The organism is Mesorhizobium silamurunense (genome assembly GCF_014843825.1).
Classification (GTDB): Bacteria; Pseudomonadota; Alphaproteobacteria; order Rhizobiales; family Rhizobiaceae; genus Mesorhizobium; species Mesorhizobium silamurunense.
Map to the genome: position 1 here is coordinate 1 of NZ_JHQR01000088.1, position 13,727 is coordinate 13,727.

Annotated in this window: 15 protein-coding genes and 2 pseudogenes; 7 read left to right on the forward strand and 10 right to left on the reverse strand. The window is 61.9% G+C overall.

The features are described from left to right. The first annotated feature begins 473 nt into the window (after positions 1-473). Complete coding sequence (locus tag DH10_RS10620; protein WP_192384702.1) at positions 474-845, forward strand: hypothetical protein; 372 nt, start codon at positions 474-476, stop codon at positions 843-845. A 7-nt stretch (positions 846-852) separates the two neighbouring features. Here the strand turns inward: DH10_RS10620 and DH10_RS10625 are convergent, their stop codons facing one another. Beyond that, positions 853-1,038 (reverse strand): DUF3606 domain-containing protein, encoded by a 186-nt coding sequence (locus tag DH10_RS10625; RefSeq protein WP_192257565.1) that lies wholly within the window; start codon positions 1,036-1,038, stop codon positions 853-855. Between the two features lie 209 nt (positions 1,039-1,247). Further along, the gene (locus DH10_RS10630) at positions 1,248-2,165 is read right to left on the reverse strand and encodes an NADP-dependent oxidoreductase (protein ID WP_192384703.1); all 918 of its coding nucleotides are present in this window, start codon (positions 2,163-2,165) and stop codon (positions 1,248-1,250) included. Between the two features lie 108 nt (positions 2,166-2,273). Here DH10_RS10630 and pdxR point away from each other — a divergent pair, with 108 nt between their 5' ends. Then, positions 2,274-3,677, forward strand: coding sequence for a MocR-like pyridoxine biosynthesis transcription factor PdxR (gene pdxR, locus DH10_RS10635; protein ID WP_192384704.1), 1,404 nt, complete (start codon positions 2,274-2,276; stop codon positions 3,675-3,677). A 702-nt stretch (positions 3,678-4,379) separates the two neighbouring features. On the opposite strand, the gene DH10_RS10640 is transcribed toward pdxR, so the two are convergent. Next, a complete protein-coding gene (locus DH10_RS10640) occupies positions 4,380-4,673 on the reverse strand; it encodes a GYD domain-containing protein (RefSeq protein WP_125000291.1) in 294 nt (97 codons plus the stop codon). Positions 4,674-4,962: 289 nt separating this feature from the next. Here DH10_RS10640 and DH10_RS10645 point away from each other — a divergent pair, with 289 nt between their 5' ends. Then, positions 4,963-5,883 (forward strand): complex I NDUFA9 subunit family protein, encoded by a 921-nt coding sequence (locus DH10_RS10645; RefSeq protein WP_192384705.1) that lies wholly within the window; start codon positions 4,963-4,965, stop codon positions 5,881-5,883. 123 nt (positions 5,884-6,006) lie between these two features. Here DH10_RS10645 and DH10_RS10650 read toward each other — a convergent pair whose 3' ends face one another. The 6 genes from DH10_RS10650 to DH10_RS10675 all read right to left on the reverse strand — a co-directional run bounded on the left by DH10_RS10650 (position 6,007) and on the right by DH10_RS10675 (position 10,035). Further along, positions 6,007-6,342, reverse strand: a complete 336-nt coding sequence (locus DH10_RS10650; RefSeq protein ID WP_192247156.1) for a 4a-hydroxytetrahydrobiopterin dehydratase — start codon at positions 6,340-6,342, stop codon at positions 6,007-6,009. A gap of 44 nt (positions 6,343-6,386) precedes the next feature. Continuing rightward, positions 6,387-6,542, reverse strand: a complete 156-nt coding sequence (locus DH10_RS10655) for a hypothetical protein (protein WP_192384706.1) — start codon at positions 6,540-6,542, stop codon at positions 6,387-6,389. 37 nt (positions 6,543-6,579) lie between these two features. Then, on the reverse strand, positions 6,580-7,308 hold the full coding sequence (locus tag DH10_RS10660; protein WP_192247160.1) for an SAM hydrolase/SAM-dependent halogenase family protein: 729 nt from the start codon (positions 7,306-7,308) through the stop codon (positions 6,580-6,582). Beyond that, on the reverse strand, positions 7,305-8,240 hold the full coding sequence (locus tag DH10_RS10665) for an oxygenase MpaB family protein (RefSeq protein ID WP_246811536.1): 936 nt from the start codon (positions 8,238-8,240) through the stop codon (positions 7,305-7,307). The genes DH10_RS10660 and DH10_RS10665 overlap by 4 nt, the downstream gene beginning before the upstream one ends. A 143-nt stretch (positions 8,241-8,383) precedes the next feature. Further along, positions 8,384-9,484 carry a CapA family protein gene (locus tag DH10_RS10670; RefSeq protein WP_192384708.1) on the reverse strand — a complete coding sequence of 367 codons (1,101 nt, stop codon included), beginning with the start codon at positions 9,482-9,484 and terminating at the stop codon, positions 8,384-8,386. A gap of 92 nt (positions 9,485-9,576) precedes the next feature. After that, positions 9,577-10,035, reverse strand: coding sequence for a YbhB/YbcL family Raf kinase inhibitor-like protein (locus DH10_RS10675; RefSeq protein WP_192384709.1), 459 nt, complete (start codon positions 10,033-10,035; stop codon positions 9,577-9,579). A gap of 381 nt (positions 10,036-10,416) precedes the next feature. Here DH10_RS10675 and DH10_RS38160 point away from each other — a divergent pair. The 4 genes and pseudogenes from DH10_RS38160 to DH10_RS10690 form a co-directional block, all read left to right on the forward strand. Next, positions 10,417-10,576: pseudogene (locus DH10_RS38160) on the forward strand (NADH-quinone oxidoreductase subunit H); the annotation flags it as partial. A gap of 127 nt (positions 10,577-10,703) precedes the next feature. Beyond that, on the forward strand, positions 10,704-10,922 hold the full coding sequence (locus tag DH10_RS36840) for a VOC family protein (protein ID WP_246811538.1): 219 nt from the start codon (positions 10,704-10,706) through the stop codon (positions 10,920-10,922). Then, positions 10,865-11,086: a VOC family protein gene (locus DH10_RS37855; protein WP_343221506.1), complete on the forward strand. Its 222-nt coding sequence runs from the start codon at positions 10,865-10,867 to the stop codon at positions 11,084-11,086. Before DH10_RS36840 ends, DH10_RS37855 begins: the two co-directional genes overlap by 58 nt. Positions 11,087-11,407: 321 nt before the next feature. After that, positions 11,408-13,204, forward strand: a complete 1,797-nt coding sequence (locus tag DH10_RS10690; protein WP_192384710.1) for an adenylate/guanylate cyclase domain-containing protein — start codon at positions 11,408-11,410, stop codon at positions 13,202-13,204. A 397-nt stretch (positions 13,205-13,601) separates the two neighbouring features. Here the strand turns inward: DH10_RS10690 and DH10_RS36845 are convergent. Further along, a pseudogene (locus DH10_RS36845) lies at positions 13,602-13,727 on the reverse strand (IS91 family transposase); the annotation flags it as partial.

Genomic DNA, 13,727 nt, shown 5'->3' on the forward strand with positions numbered 1-13,727 from the left:
CCGGTGTCCGGGACTTACTGAAACACGCATCAGACGCGCTGAAGCCGTTATCGAGGCCAGAACTCGTCTGGCGAAGATCGATCCCACCTGTACGCTGGAGCCTATACCTTCGCCTCCCCAGCGCCTTGGCAAGCAAGTCTGCCTCGTCCGTCACCCCGAATTGGAAAGCCCATATAGCAGGATGGCGAGCCATTACTTTTCGCTTGGGGATCGCCAAATGTTCTTACCCGCCGCTTCAAATAAAAAAATCCGCTCTACTTAAAAAGGGAACCGACCCGGGACTCGAACCTTTCCACCCTGTAGGAACCTGGAAGGAGGCTCATCATGAATCGTTATGAAAACAGCGTTCTGGAAGCAGGCTGGCTTGTGGCGGTCCCGTTCTTACTGGCGATCGCCGTGTTACTGGCAGGACTGGTGTTGAGCTAGTACGATGACACCCAAGACGCGACCGCACACGCCTAACCTGACAACGCTTGCTGGACGTCAACGGAACCAAAGTCGCGCATCCGCGGCGATGCAGGATCAAGACGGCCGCTATCGTCGCGCTTTCCGGCACGCTGCAGATCGGGCGTCAGCTTCGCTCCAAAATCAGCGCTCACCACCACCGTTGGAAATCGCAATCCGGTCCTAACTTCCTTGTGCCGTCTCTTGCAGGCAGGTCGGCGGCTTTTTTTAGCGCTCCGCCTCAAACGCTCATGCTCGGGCGCCTCATGCCAAGCGACTTGCCGCAAGTCCCGCCTGTCGACGCGCTGGCCGCAGACTTTGCAGGTGTAGAAGTGGCCGGATTCATCGGCCGGCTCGCCACCGGTGCGCTCACCAGGCTGGCTGAGAGGAGGGATATCTGAAGCTTGATCATTCTCTAAGCTTCTCAGCCTCGCGTTCTAGAGTTGCCCTGTCGTTGCCGTGCCGCTTGATAAGGTCGCGGACCTGTTGAACCGTCAGCCCAACCTTGTTGGCGAAATGACGGACTTCGTAATCCTCGTTCGCTGATACCCGGTCGCGGTCGCGTTCACCGCGCTTGCTCTTGTCGTCTGCCATCATCAGATTCCTCCTGGCAGAGAAACCATGGCTGGTCAGGAATGTTCCTTGCGTCGGCTCCTTATGCGCGAAGGCGGAATTACCAAAGCCCAAGCACACGACACTTATCGAGCTGGAAGCGGCGCGCCGAGCGGCTGGCCCGCGCCAGCAGTCTGCCCTATCCGCTCACTTCCGGACCCTGCCGACAGCAATGCTCCATGGCAGCTGGTTCAAGCACGAACACGGATGACTGTCTTCCCCGCGCGTCGCTCGGTCGGGTTGAGGGCAGCGACGGCGTCATCGAGAGTCGAAACGTTGCCGATATTTGTCCGCAGTCGACCGTCCCGGACCCGCCGGACGATTTCACTCAGTTGGGCACGGTCGGATTCGACAACGAAGTCGACCGCCATGCCGTCGGCGGGCCGCGATTCGGCCGGTCCGACGACGGTCACCAGCGTTCCTCCGGTTCGGATCAGGGCAGCGGACCGCTTCTGGATATCGCCGCCGATGACGTCGAACACCAGATCGACTCCACCGACGTCTTCCAGGGCATCGTTCTCGAGGTCGATGAATTCATTTGCGCCGAAATCCAGCGCCTTCTGACGGTCGGCGGCGCGTCCAGTGCCGATGACATAAGCGCCGGCCTCTCGTGCGAGTTGCGTCACCATCGAACCGACTGCGCCGGCCGCGCCGTGCGCCAGGACGCTCTGCCCCGCCTGAAGACGGCCGTGCAGGAGTAGTCCCTGCCACGCCGTCAGACCCGAGATCGGCAAGCTCGCGCCCACCGTGAACTCGACGTCGCCTGGCAGCGGCGCGAGGTTGCGTGCCTCCACGGCTATATACTCCGCCAGTGTGCCGTCGCGATACCAGTCTGCGAGACCGAACACGCGCTGTCCTACTGAAAGACCCGTGGTGCCATAGCCAAGCGCGGTGACCACTCCGGCCAACTCGTGCCCAGGGATCGACGGTCTTCGGTCATTGTCGCGTCGATCGGTCCAGGTCGAGGGCCACGTCAGCTCAGTCGGGACGAACCCCGACGCATGTACCCGAACGACGACGTCATTTATCGCAGCCTGCGGCTCGGGTCGCTCCACCAGCGTCATCCCTGCCGTTCCCGCAGCCTGGTCCGTTACGACGATTGCCTTCATGAGAATTGTCTCCTCGATCATTTATCACGTGGCGATGGCCGTTAGATGTGGCCGGCTGTGGTCATGAAACAGGACCAAGATTGGCGGGAATGATGGTACCATTGCCCCATGACCCCTCTGCCCATCGATCTTGACCGCGCCGCAAGGACGCCGCTGGCGACGCAGATCTACCGGGCGGTCCGGGACGCCGTCGAGACGGGGCGGCTGGACCCGGGAGCAAAGCTTCCTTCCTGGCGTGATATGGCCGCTCAGCTCGGCGTCTCGCGCGGCACCGTACGCTTCGCCTACCAGCGCCTCATTGACGAGCAGTTCGCCGTCGGCGCCGGCGCGGCGGGCACCCGCGTCGCCAAGCGCCCGTCGCCTTCGTCGTCGCCCTTGTGGTCGCCACACGTGCCGCCCCTGCCGGAGCTGTTCCAAACCTATGGAACGCCGCCCCTGCCGTTCCAGATGGGCGTGCCCTCACAAGACGCCTTTCCGTTCAAGCTGTGGTCGCGCGTCGTCGCGCGAGCGGCGCGGCGGGCAGCGGCCGCGCCGGTCAGCTATCCCGATCCACGGGGCGATCCGCAGCTGCGAAAGGAGATCGCGGCCTATGTCGGAATCGCGCGGGGTCTTCGATGCAGTCCCGCCCAAGTCTTCGTCACGGCAGGCTATTCCGGGGCGCTCGGTCTGGCGGTGCGCGCTCTGCAGGTGGAGGGGTCGCGAGCCTTGATCGAGGATCCGAGCTTCCCGATCACACGCAAAGCGCTCGACCTGGCAGGGATCACCGTGACGGCCGTTGCGGTCGACGCCGAAGGCCTGGACGTCGCTTCCGGCGTCCGGAGCGCCCCCGACGCAGCGTTGGCGATCATCACGCCAGGGCAACATGCCCCGCTCGGGATGACGATGTCCTTGACCCGCAGGCTTGCGTTGCTCGCTTGGGCCCGGCGGAGCGACGCCTGGATCATCGAGGACGATTATCTGAGCGAGCTGCAGCTGACTGGCCGGGCGGCTCCGGCGCTCGCTTCGCTCGATAACGGTGGACGGGTCCTGCATATTGGCAGCTTCAGCAAGACGATCAGCCCAGCCCTGCGCCTCGGGTTCGTCGTTGCACCCATCGAACTGACTGGCCGGCTCGGAGACGTATGCGCCTGCCTGGCGCCGGCTCCAGCCCTGGCGCTGCAAGGCGCGGTGGCCGAGTTCTTGCGCGAGGGGCACTATATTCGGCATCTGCGGCGCATGAAGCGCCTCTACGCATCTCGGCGGCAGGCCGTGCTCGACGGTCTCGCACAGGTCGGGTCGGACTCGCTGAAAGTCGAAGCCACTGCGGGGTTGGCCGTCATTGTCTCGACAACCGCCTCTCTGTCGGATGTGGAGATCGCCCGCCGCGCCCGCTCGTTCGGCTTGGCTCCGTCGCCCCTCTCTCAATGGTGTGTCCGATCACCCCCGTGGCAGGGGCTCCTGCTCGGCGTGACCAACTTGGATACGCGCCGGATCACACAGCATTGCCGGCAGCTCGCGGAAGCGGCGCAATAGTCACCACTCGCGTTCAGCGATCCTTGAAAGGCCCGACACTGCAATGAACGCTTGCGGTTGTCCCGCCGGACCAGTCGGACGGACCGTTTAGGGTCCCGTCACGGCGATGCCCAGCCCCCGACCTGAACGTCCGCTCATTCGCACGCTGCGCCGAAAAACGGCAGTCCGCTGCCGGCCCCAAACCAGCCGCGCTCGTACCCAATGGTCAACACGGGTTCATCGACCCCTTTTGTGGGATGAAAGAGACACCGCGTGCATGGAATACTAGTCCTCCTCCTGGTCCTTAGGTTCGCCAGACCATACGAGAGAATACGAGGAAATGGGTTGGCGAACCATCCGCTACCGTATTGATTTACAATAGGAAACGTTGACCCTCCGGGCCAACAATTGTCGTTATTTATCAATAACTTAGCACCCATATCCTCGTTCGGTTAGCCAAGCCCAAGATGGCGAACCTGCGCGCATCGCTTTGATTTTGTTGACTTACGGTGGGCCGCTGAGGACTGCCAAACGTCGTAGAGCGTCCAGCTATTCCACGCAAACAGGAGAGCAGGCGCACACGATCCGGGTCCGGCGCCTGGTGAAGATCCACCGGGAGAGGCGGGTGATCTGGCGGGACGAGGCATAGCTGAACGACTTGGGCGCCGAGCACCCAAGCTCGGCGCCGGCTTCGATTACCCGCGCACGTCAGCAAAGCGGCTGTCAGGCCATCTTTGCCAATATCTTGGTCATATCTGCCGTGTCGAATGCCCTCAGCGTCTCAGTTCTGATGTTGCCCATTGATGCGATTGATAAGGCTAGTGCGGTCGCAGCAATGTCGTCTTCTGCTTCGGCAATCACTACGACATCATGTTTGCCAAGCGTCCACAACAGAGTGTGAACCTTGACCCCGCTTTTGCTGGCCATCGCCTTGAAGGCCTCAGCCCGCTTCTGAGTATCCTTTATAGTCCTGATACCTTGATCGGTGAAATTCGACAGTAATACGTAATGAGCCATTTGTTCCTCCCACAATGGGGAACCGGCAGGGCGCTCACGGCGCGTCCGCCGTTTCCCGGAACCACCATAACACGAGCTGGGTGCGCGAACCACAGGCGGTCAAGAAACGACAACTGCGCTCGGTGGCGTGTCGACCAAGGGGTGGGTCATTCTCGATCAGTTGCGGAGAAGATCGATCCCAATCTGTACGAGGCAGCCCAGATGGCAGATATTGGTCAGCAGGCGTGCCGTCCACATGACTTGGACCGCCGGGTCGAGACGGCCGACATGAGCGGACAAAGTCCAAGCTATGGCTGCCATGAACCATCGCGTCGTCACCGTGTTCGGTGGAACCGGGTTTCTCGGCCGCCGCGTTGTTCGGCATCTCCGCAATGGTGAGTTTTTCGTTCGGATCGCATCAAGACATTCGGAACGAGCCAAGAAGTTGTTTGGTTCTGATGATCCGCAACTTCAATCGGTTGAAGCCGATATCCTTGATGAGCGTGCGATCGCCGATGCGCTTGCCGGTGCTTACGGCGTTGTAAATGCGGTCAGTCTCTATGTCGAACGAGGACAGGAGACCTTTCATTCCGTGCATGTCGAGGCGGCCCGGCGGGTCGCAGCTCAAGCACACCGAGCCAGCGTCGAACGGTTCGCTCACGTTTCAGGAATCGGTTCCGATGTTGCCTCGCCGTCGCTCTACATCCGCAAGCGTGGCGAAGGCGAACAGGCGGTGCGTGCCGCGTTTGCTGATGCCACCATCATCCGTCCGGCGGTGATGTTCGGACCGGATGACGCGTTTCTCACCATTATTCTCAAGCTTCTGCGCCGGCTTCCAATCTATCCGATGTTCGGTCGCGGCCTGACGCGATTGCAGCCGGCCTATGTGGGCGATGTGGCAGAGGCGACTGCAAGAGCGCTGCAGGGGACGCAAACGCATGCGATCACGTATGAGTGCGGCGGTCCCCGCGTCTACTCTTACGAGGAATTTCTCAGAGCCGTTGCACACCAGGCCGGCCTTAGACCGATACTGGTCCCAGTGCCATTTGCCGCTTGGCACGCACTGGCATGGGCCGCGGAAATGCTTGCGAGTCCGCCTGTCACTCGCAATCAAGTGGAACTGATGCAGGTCGACAACGTGTCGTCGCCACAGATGCCCGGATTTGAAGAACTTGGCATTTCGCCGCACCCGGTCGAGGAAATACTCCAAGAGATGTTGCGCGACCCCTGATCAACGAGCCTTTTCGGCACCGCTCTCAGCCGCCACGATTGAGTATCCGCAAATTGTGCTAACCGGCCGATCATCAATGCGAACTTTTGGTCCGTTCCGATCGTTGGGGTGCCGAGTGCCTCTCTACGAACCGGCGATGAGGTTGATCTTCGCGGCCATGATGAAGTCGTTCTCGTGCAATCCCTTGATCTTGTGAGTCTGCAGCGAGACTGCCGCATAACCCCAGCCGAAGCAGATGTCGGGATGATGCCCTTCTTCTTCCGCCAATCGGGCAACTTTGTCGACGAAGCCGAGCGATTGACGGAAATCCGCAAATTTGAAGTTGCGGCGTAGCAGGCGCGCCTCCTCCAGTTCCCAGCCAGGGGTCTGGGACAGATAGCCCTCGGCTGCCTCCTGCGTTAGCGGCGCAACGCCGCCGCGGCAGGGCGTACAGGTTTTCTGAGCAATACCACCGGTCATGACAACCTCCCTTCGTGCTCATTCCTCGTGCAGCGATCGCGTTTTCACCTCGCCCGGTATTTGCTCGCATAGTGCTTTGCAAGAACCTTGCGAATCTGCTCGGCAAGGCGCTTGTTGCCGGTCTTCGCCCGCGCCTTGTCATTGCCTTTTTGCAGCTTCGGCAGATCGGCGCCCGGGCCTCGATTCGTTGATTTGCGCATCGCAATAGATCAACGCCGGCACGGACAACCGGTTTCGTTAAAGGACGATCTTCACAGGACTGCCGATCGCGAGACCGAGCTCGCCGTCCGCGCGCCCTTGATTGACAGCAATCTCGGCAAGCCCGTTCGAGTTCTCGTACCAAAAGGCCGTGCCCGGCGGCCGATCGCGGAAGGTCGTCACGCCCTCCAGCACGCGATCTGCAGCGGCGAGCCTTGCGCCTGCCGGCAGCCTGGCTGCTCTCAGGCCGGTCATGGCATTGCCGAAATGGTCGATATAGACGATCTCGGCGAGGTCCTCCGGCCAGTCTCTACGGCGATCTGCTTCATCCAGGCGCGGCCTTCCGGGCGGCGGCTCACGGCGTGCCAGCATGGCCGCGACCGGGGCAAACAGGTCACGCCCGTGAAAGCTGGCAGACAGGCGCTTTGGCTTCCAGTCGATATCCCAGCTGAACGTATCAGCGGCGCGGCGCTGGATCAGCTCGAACAGGCCGTTGCCGGGGCCGACATACCAGCGACCGTCGGCCTCGACGATGACCGACGGGCGCGTCCCTCCGACGCCTGGATCGACGACACAGAGAAAGACGGTCCCCGCAGGAAACCACTCCGCGTAGGCCGCCAGCAGGTAGGCCGACGCCTTGGGATTGCCGACCGGCGCGTCGGAGAAGAGGTCGATCGCGGGGATGCCCGGCGCCATCTGGTGCAACATAGCCTTCATCTGACCCGTGTAGGGGCCGTGCAAGCCGAAATCCGTGAACAAGACAATCATGGGCGGGCACCGAATGCGCTGCGATGGACATACAAATAGTCGGCCGGAAGGCGCATCCGCCGGCAGGCCTGAACGGCCGGGTTGGTTTCCATAACGAGGCGATCCGCCAAAGCCCCTGCCTGCCGGACTGCCTCGGCTTCCCACCTGTGCAAGCCGTGCCCGGTGAGCCCCAACAGCGCCTGCATCCAATCAGGCACCAGATCAACGGCAGCCGCTACCAGCAGGTGCTGTGCCGGCCTCAGCGGCAGCGGCAGCATAGGCGCCGAACGCATGATGGCGAGAAATTCGAGCACAATGGCCGAGCCCTCCAGCCGTCCGGCGGTCGCATGGAACAGCGCTTCAAGCTCGGCTTCCGATCCCGGCGCGCCCGTGGCGCCGAAAAGGCGCGCGGCGGTAACGCCCTCGGCATAACAGCGGTCGCGCTCCGATGCGGAGAGCTGCCGCACATAGGTGTGATAAGCTTGGACAAAGCCGTACGCCGCCGTGCCCTGAACCCAATTCAGAAGGTCGGGGTCATTGGCGCAATAGGTCGCGCCAGACGATGTCACGCCTGCGACCCGGTCGTGTATCCGCCGAACGCGGGCGATCATGGCCTCGGCCGTGGTGCGGGAACCATAGATCGTCACCATGGCAGCGAGCCCCGTGCTGTGCAGTCGCCGAATTGGATTCAGGCGGAAAGACGTATGCTCCCATACGCCAGTGCGCACGCACGGTTCTGCAAGCTCCATGACCACGGCGGTGACGCCACCGATGAACAGCGAAAGCGGGTTCTTGAACACGCGCCACGACACGGAGTCCGGCGATATCAGTCCGGCCTCGCCGATCGGTCGCGAGAAATCGATGCGAGGCCGGTAGCCGGGCTGCAGCACCGCCCGCGTTATCGCCTCCAAGAGGCTTTGCAACGGCCAAGGCAGGACGATCGGCGTGGTCATGGCAACGAGCGCCATTCACAAGAAACGCGTGCTTCCAAGCAGTGCAGTTGGGCCGCTGGACGCACCTGGCGAAACTACGGCCACCTTCTGCGGAGCTCCTTTGCGCACCGTAGCTCAATTGGATGACCGTGCCCACCACCAGTTCACATTGTCGGCCAGGACAGCGCAAGCCTTCCCCCTGGCGCAGTTCCGACGCCCGTACCAAACTGCCCGCTTTCTCGGTCCAGGGTCTGCTGCAACCAGGCAACGTCCCTGTTAGCCGCGCGGATGAGCTGGAAACGCCGGATCTGGAAGGGCACCAGTTCGAGCGCGACCAGATCGCTTCCGGGACCAAGGTCGGCGATATACATCAGGGCAAGGTCGGGCCGGAATTCCCCGTGGCCTTTGATGCCTTCATAGTCATTCAGGAAGTCGCCGCAGCCATAGAGAATGAGGCGGTTCCGGTACACTTCGATGGATTTGGCATGATGCGATGAGTGGCCGTGAACGATGGATATGTCCGCCCTGTCGATCAGTTCGTGGGCGAACCACCTTTGCTCCTCCGGGATGTCATAGCCCCAGTTTGGTCCCCAATGAAGGGAGACCACGACCACATCATTTTCTCGTCGGTCAGTAGCCACCAGATCGGCTATCGCTGCGACAGTCGCATCGGAAAGCGCAGGTAGAAAGTTCACTCCGGCCCGGTCATGCGTCGCCGCCCAATGTCGAGGGACACCGCTCGTCTTCGAGGCAAACGAAAAAACAAGTGCGCGCCCCGCGTCGGTGTCTGCCAAAATCGCCGGGGCGCTTGCTTGGGCGGCATTGCGCCCCGCTCCAGCGGTCTTGATTTGCAAACGCTCGAGTGTTGCCAGGGTCTCCAGCAGCCCGGCGCGCTCCCAATCAAGAACGTGATTGTTAGCGAGAACGCAGCAGTCGATCCCCGCGGCGACAAGGCAGTCGGCGTTCTCGGGGCTCATCCTGTAGTTGATGCCCTTGGCGACATAGGCGTCGCAGCGCGTAATGCTGGTTTCGAGATTTATGATGCTCGCGTCCGGCCGCGCCCGCTCCAATTCCTGCAGCGCTGCGCCCCAGATGTAGGGGAAGTCGACTGGCGTCGGTATCGGTTGGTTCGCCGCCTCCGCCATCCGGACATAGTCTATGGCCGATTGCACATAGCGCTCGTGAAGACGAGGGTCACACGGATGTGGAAGCGCCTGGTCTATGCCTCGCCCCGTCATCACATCGCCACAGAGAAAGATCCGCATGACGCGTACCAGCCGGGCCCATCACGATCAGTCATGCCGCCCATGACCCGCAGGCCTTCCTCAATTGCCGCAGTTCACACGAGCGAAGACCATCATCGCTCATATACTCCGACGAGAACCGCCTCGGCGAGGAGATGCATGCGCGCTTCTCGTTCGACCGCCTGACACGATGGGTCGTTGCCGAGCGGCAGGTGATCGATCGACAGCGCAAGCAACCGGAAGTGATAGCGGTGTCTGCCATGGCGATGCGGTGGGCAGGGACCACCGTAACCTGGTCGCCGGAAATCGTTGGTTGCCTGCTTGAAACCTTGTTTGCCGGCGTGCTGGGCAGCGCCTTCGGCCAACTCTACACAATCGGCCGCAATGTCATAGGCCGCCCAGTGATGCCAGATCCCCGCCGGGGCGTCTGGATCATCGCAGAGAAGGACAAAGCTGCGGGTGCCGGCCGGAGCGCCGGTCCAGCCGAGGGGAGGGGAACGATCCTCACCGTCGCAAGTGAAACGCCGCGGGATCGTCGTACTGTTCGCAAAGCTGCTTGAACTGAGCTGCATGGGTCGCCCCTAACGCTGATGCCGCGCCGCGCAACACTCAGTCCCAAAACGCTAGGTGCCAGGCAATGCTGGTAGGAAGCGCGGGCGCCGCCTTGAGGCTGCGTTGCGACACGGGCTTCACGGTTGATCTGACGCAAGGATAGGCGCTCTATCGAAAATGTACGAGACAATATTGAATGGCAGTTCGTTTCGCCCTGCCGCCCCGTCCAAGCGCCGCGTCGCGCGCATCGTCGCCAGTGATGGCAAGGCTGTGATACCATTGCGCAAGGTGCGCCGCGGTTGGCAATTGCCACTCCCGCGCAGCCTGACCACCGTGCAGTGCTAATCGGGTCGCGGGTCTCGTCCCGTCGAACGAGTGGCCTCGGATCATGGAACTCGTCGTTGCTCTTGATTGCGATCCTGCTGCTGCCCTTGCCGCTGACGTGGCTGGAACGCAAGATCGCGGGGCACATCCAGCAGAGGATGGGGCCGATGCGTGTGGGATGGCATGGGCTGCTGCAGCCGGTGGCGGACGGGGTCAAGCTCTTGACCAAATCCGATCCCCGCAACCAGTCTTCACAAAAAAACTCCAGCAAACTCAGTGAGTTGCTGGAGTTTTTTGTTTTTGGCGCAGCAATTGACTTTTGGTGACCTTGGCCTCAAATCCCAGCTTGGCTAGAGTTCGCAGCATGCTGAACGCCATTCACCACGTCGCGCTCATCTGCACCGACTACGACCGGTCGCGACGGTTCTGCGTCGAACTCCTCGGCCTCGATCTGATCCGGGAGGTCTATCGAGAGGAGCGGCAATCATGGAAGGCTGATCTGCGGATCGGGTCCGTCCAGCTGGAATGGTTCTCCTTCCCTGCCCCAGTGATGCGGCCTCCTATCCAGAGGCGACAGGCCTGAGACATCTGGCATTTGCCGTGGCGAATCTTGATCCCGTAATTATGCGCCTGGAAGCCGCTGGCATTGCCGTTGAGCCAATCCGGATCGACCCATATACAGACCAACGGTTTACCTTTTTCAGCGACCCAGATGGATTACCGCTGGAACTCTACGAAGCCCCATAAGGAACGGTTCGCTTTCGCGACCACGTCATCGGAGGTGGGAACGGCAATCGGCAGATATAATCCGTCAACTCGGGTGCGTCACAGGGCTCCTTGCCACTGGCTAGGAGGCCGACCGCTCTGCGCCGCATCTCAGCCGTCGAGGGCGCCTTTGCCGCTGCCCGCAAGCAGACATCGTCGGCGAATAATGCTCGAGGTCGGGGTTGCACGCAGATGCGGACATCGACCAAGGTTCGGGCTATCGTGCGTTGACTTGACCGCTCTATGCTGAGACGGGGCGGCTCTGATCGGGCTATGGTGCTCGGCTGGACAGGGAAGGACGGAATGAGCGAGTCCCGAAAGCTTGCTGCAATCCTGGCCGCCGACGTCGTTGGCTACAGCCGGCTTGCCGGCGCGGACGAGGATCGCATCTTGGCGCGGCTGCGGGCACTTCGAAGCGACCTGATCGATCCCACGATCGCCGTGCATCATGGTCGCGTGGTCAAGCGCACCGGGGACGGAGCCCTCGTCGAGTTCCGCAGTGTGGTCGACGCGGTGCGCTGCGCCATCGAGGTGCAGACCGCCATGCTCGAACGCAATGCAGGTGTTACGCTCGATCGCCGTATTGAGTTTCGCATCGGAATCCACATAGGAGACGTCGTTGAGGAGAGCGACGGCGACCTCATGGGTGACGGAGTCAACATCGCGGCGCGCCTGGAAGGCGTCGCTGCCCCCGGCGCCATCTGCCTTTCGGAGGATGCCTATCGGCAGGTCAGGTCGAGGCTCGACCTCTTGGTCAACGATCTCGGCCAAACCAAACTCAAGAACATTGCCGAGCCGATGCGGATCTATTCGCTCGAGGTCGGCGCCTCGGCGAAGGCGGGCGCTATCACGCCCCTGGCCACGCCCGCCCGACCTACCGCCACCAGTCCGGCTGCCCCGATAGAGCTTCCAGAAAAGCCTTCGATTGCCGTTCTGCCATTCACGAACATGAGTGGCGATCCCGAGCAGGAGTACTTTGCCGATGGGGTCACTGAGGACCTGATCACCGCGCTATCGCGTATTCGGTGGTTCTTCGTGATCGCCCGCAACTCCTGCTTCGCCTACAAGGGGAAGTCCCCGGACATCCGCGCGGTGGCCCGCGAGCTCGGGGTGGCATATGTGCTCGAAGGCAGTGTGCGCAAGGCAGGCAACCGCGTTCGTGTCACTGCGCAATTGATCGAGGGCGCCTCGGGCAATCACGTCTGGGCGCAACGCTACGACCGAGACCTGGAAGACATCTTCACCGTCCAGGACGAGATCACAACGACATTGGTCGGCGCGATTGAGCCGGAACTTGGCCGGGCCGACCGGGAGCGGGCAAGGGCCAAACGCCCGGACGACCTGCGAGCATGGGATTTTTGCCAGCGCGGCTTCTGGCACATCTACAGACGTACCGAAGCGGACCTTGCTCAGGCGCAGCATTTTTTCCGCCAAGCGATAGAAGTCGATTCCGGCCTAGCTCGTGCCTACGCCGGTGCCGGGGAAGCCTGTTTCTTTCAGATCATAGGCGGCTACGTCGATACGGTGGATGCGAAAGCCAATGCACTTCGGTTCGCAGGGAGGGCGGTCGAACTCGACGGCCAAGACGCGTTCAACCGCTACGCTCTGGGACGAGCGCTAACAATGGTGCGTCGACACGACGCGGCCATATTTGAGCTTCGCAAGGCGACCGAATTGGACCCAAGTTTTGCACAGGCCCACTACGCGCTCGGCATGGCGCTTTCCACCAGCGGACACCCGGAGCAAGCGTTGCCGCATATAGACATCGCGATGCGACTCAGCCCGCAAGACGCATATTATGGCCAGTTCTTGCTGCGAAAGGCGGAAGCCTGCCTCTTTCTGGGAAGGCTGGATGACGCGGTTGAATGGGCCGAACGGTCACTCCGCGAGCCCAATGTCCAATGGTCGCGTTGGGCCATTTTATCTGCCGCTCAAGCACACCTCGGGCGAATGGACGAGGCGCAGCGTAGCGTCGATGGGCTGAGGGCTCTGCGCCCCGACATAGATCTGGCATTCGTCCGCGACTATTGGCCGATCGCGGACGTCGGAGCGCTGGATTGCCTGGTCGAGGGTCTACGAAAAGCTGGATTGCCGGACTGAACGCATGATCTCCGATGTTGGCGCAAAGCCGCCCGCGATATGCTGGACGCGAAGGTCGGCTTTTCAGTCCAATCACCCCGAAGCTGCCGGTCCGCTCTCGTGAAGAGTTTCGGGCGCCGGCAGGCGTACGAAAGTCCCCGAGGAAGGAACCCGCGGGCCACAGGCGACGGCTATGGGGATTTCGGATTTCGGCAGATGTCGGCGATGGCTCGACCGTCTTCGGGAAGGGCTGGGGTGAATGCGGACAGACCGCTTCGTTGCACCTCGGCGCGGTGTTGTCGGGACGGTGGGCGGCTGGGCGCGGCTCTGTCGGCAACGATAATCACCATGGACGTGCGTCGATCCGTTGCCGCAAGCTGAGCGCCTGCAGCTGAAGGCTGAACCATTCCATGCCGGGTCATGGCGTGCTGCTCCCGGTCGACGGGAAGCCGTGTGGCGGCCCGCGCGGCTGCCTCCATCGTTCGAACACCTCGATCACGATCATGCGGCCACCACAGCAGGGGCATGGTGGGCGGAAGTCGTC

Bases quoted from the DNA above. Each gene is read 5' to 3' on its own strand.
- DH10_RS10670 (WP_192384708.1), bottom strand. From the start codon at position 9,484: ATGCGGATCTTTCTCTGTGGCGATGTGATGACGGGGCGAGGCATAGAC.
- DH10_RS10690 (WP_192384710.1), top strand. From the start codon at position 11,408: ATGAGCGAGTCCCGAAAGCTTGCTGCAATCCTGGCCGCCGACGTCGTT.
- DH10_RS10650 (WP_192247156.1), bottom strand. From the start codon at position 6,342: ATGACCGGTGGTATTGCTCAGAAAACCTGTACGCCCTGCCGCGGCGGC.
- pdxR (WP_192384704.1), top strand. From the start codon at position 2,274: ATGACCCCTCTGCCCATCGATCTTGACCGCGCCGCAAGGACGCCGCTG.
- DH10_RS10645 (WP_192384705.1), top strand. From the start codon at position 4,963: ATGGCTGCCATGAACCATCGCGTCGTCACCGTGTTCGGTGGAACCGGG.
- DH10_RS10630 (WP_192384703.1), bottom strand. From the start codon at position 2,165: ATGAAGGCAATCGTCGTAACGGACCAGGCTGCGGGAACGGCAGGGATG.
- DH10_RS10665 (WP_246811536.1), bottom strand. From the start codon at position 8,240: ATGACCACGCCGATCGTCCTGCCTTGGCCGTTGCAAAGCCTCTTGGAG.
- DH10_RS10660 (WP_192247160.1), bottom strand. From the start codon at position 7,308: ATGATTGTCTTGTTCACGGATTTCGGCTTGCACGGCCCCTACACGGGT.
- DH10_RS10655 (WP_192384706.1), bottom strand. From the start codon at position 6,542: ATGCGCAAATCAACGAATCGAGGCCCGGGCGCCGATCTGCCGAAGCTG.
- DH10_RS10675 (WP_192384709.1), bottom strand. From the start codon at position 10,035: ATGCAGCTCAGTTCAAGCAGCTTTGCGAACAGTACGACGATCCCGCGG.
- DH10_RS10625 (WP_192257565.1), bottom strand. From the start codon at position 1,038: ATGGCAGACGACAAGAGCAAGCGCGGTGAACGCGACCGCGACCGGGTA.
- DH10_RS37855 (WP_343221506.1), top strand. From the start codon at position 10,865: ATGGTTCTCCTTCCCTGCCCCAGTGATGCGGCCTCCTATCCAGAGGCG.
- DH10_RS36840 (WP_246811538.1), top strand. From the start codon at position 10,704: ATGCTGAACGCCATTCACCACGTCGCGCTCATCTGCACCGACTACGAC.
- DH10_RS10640 (WP_125000291.1), bottom strand. From the start codon at position 4,673: ATGGCTCATTACGTATTACTGTCGAATTTCACCGATCAAGGTATCAGG.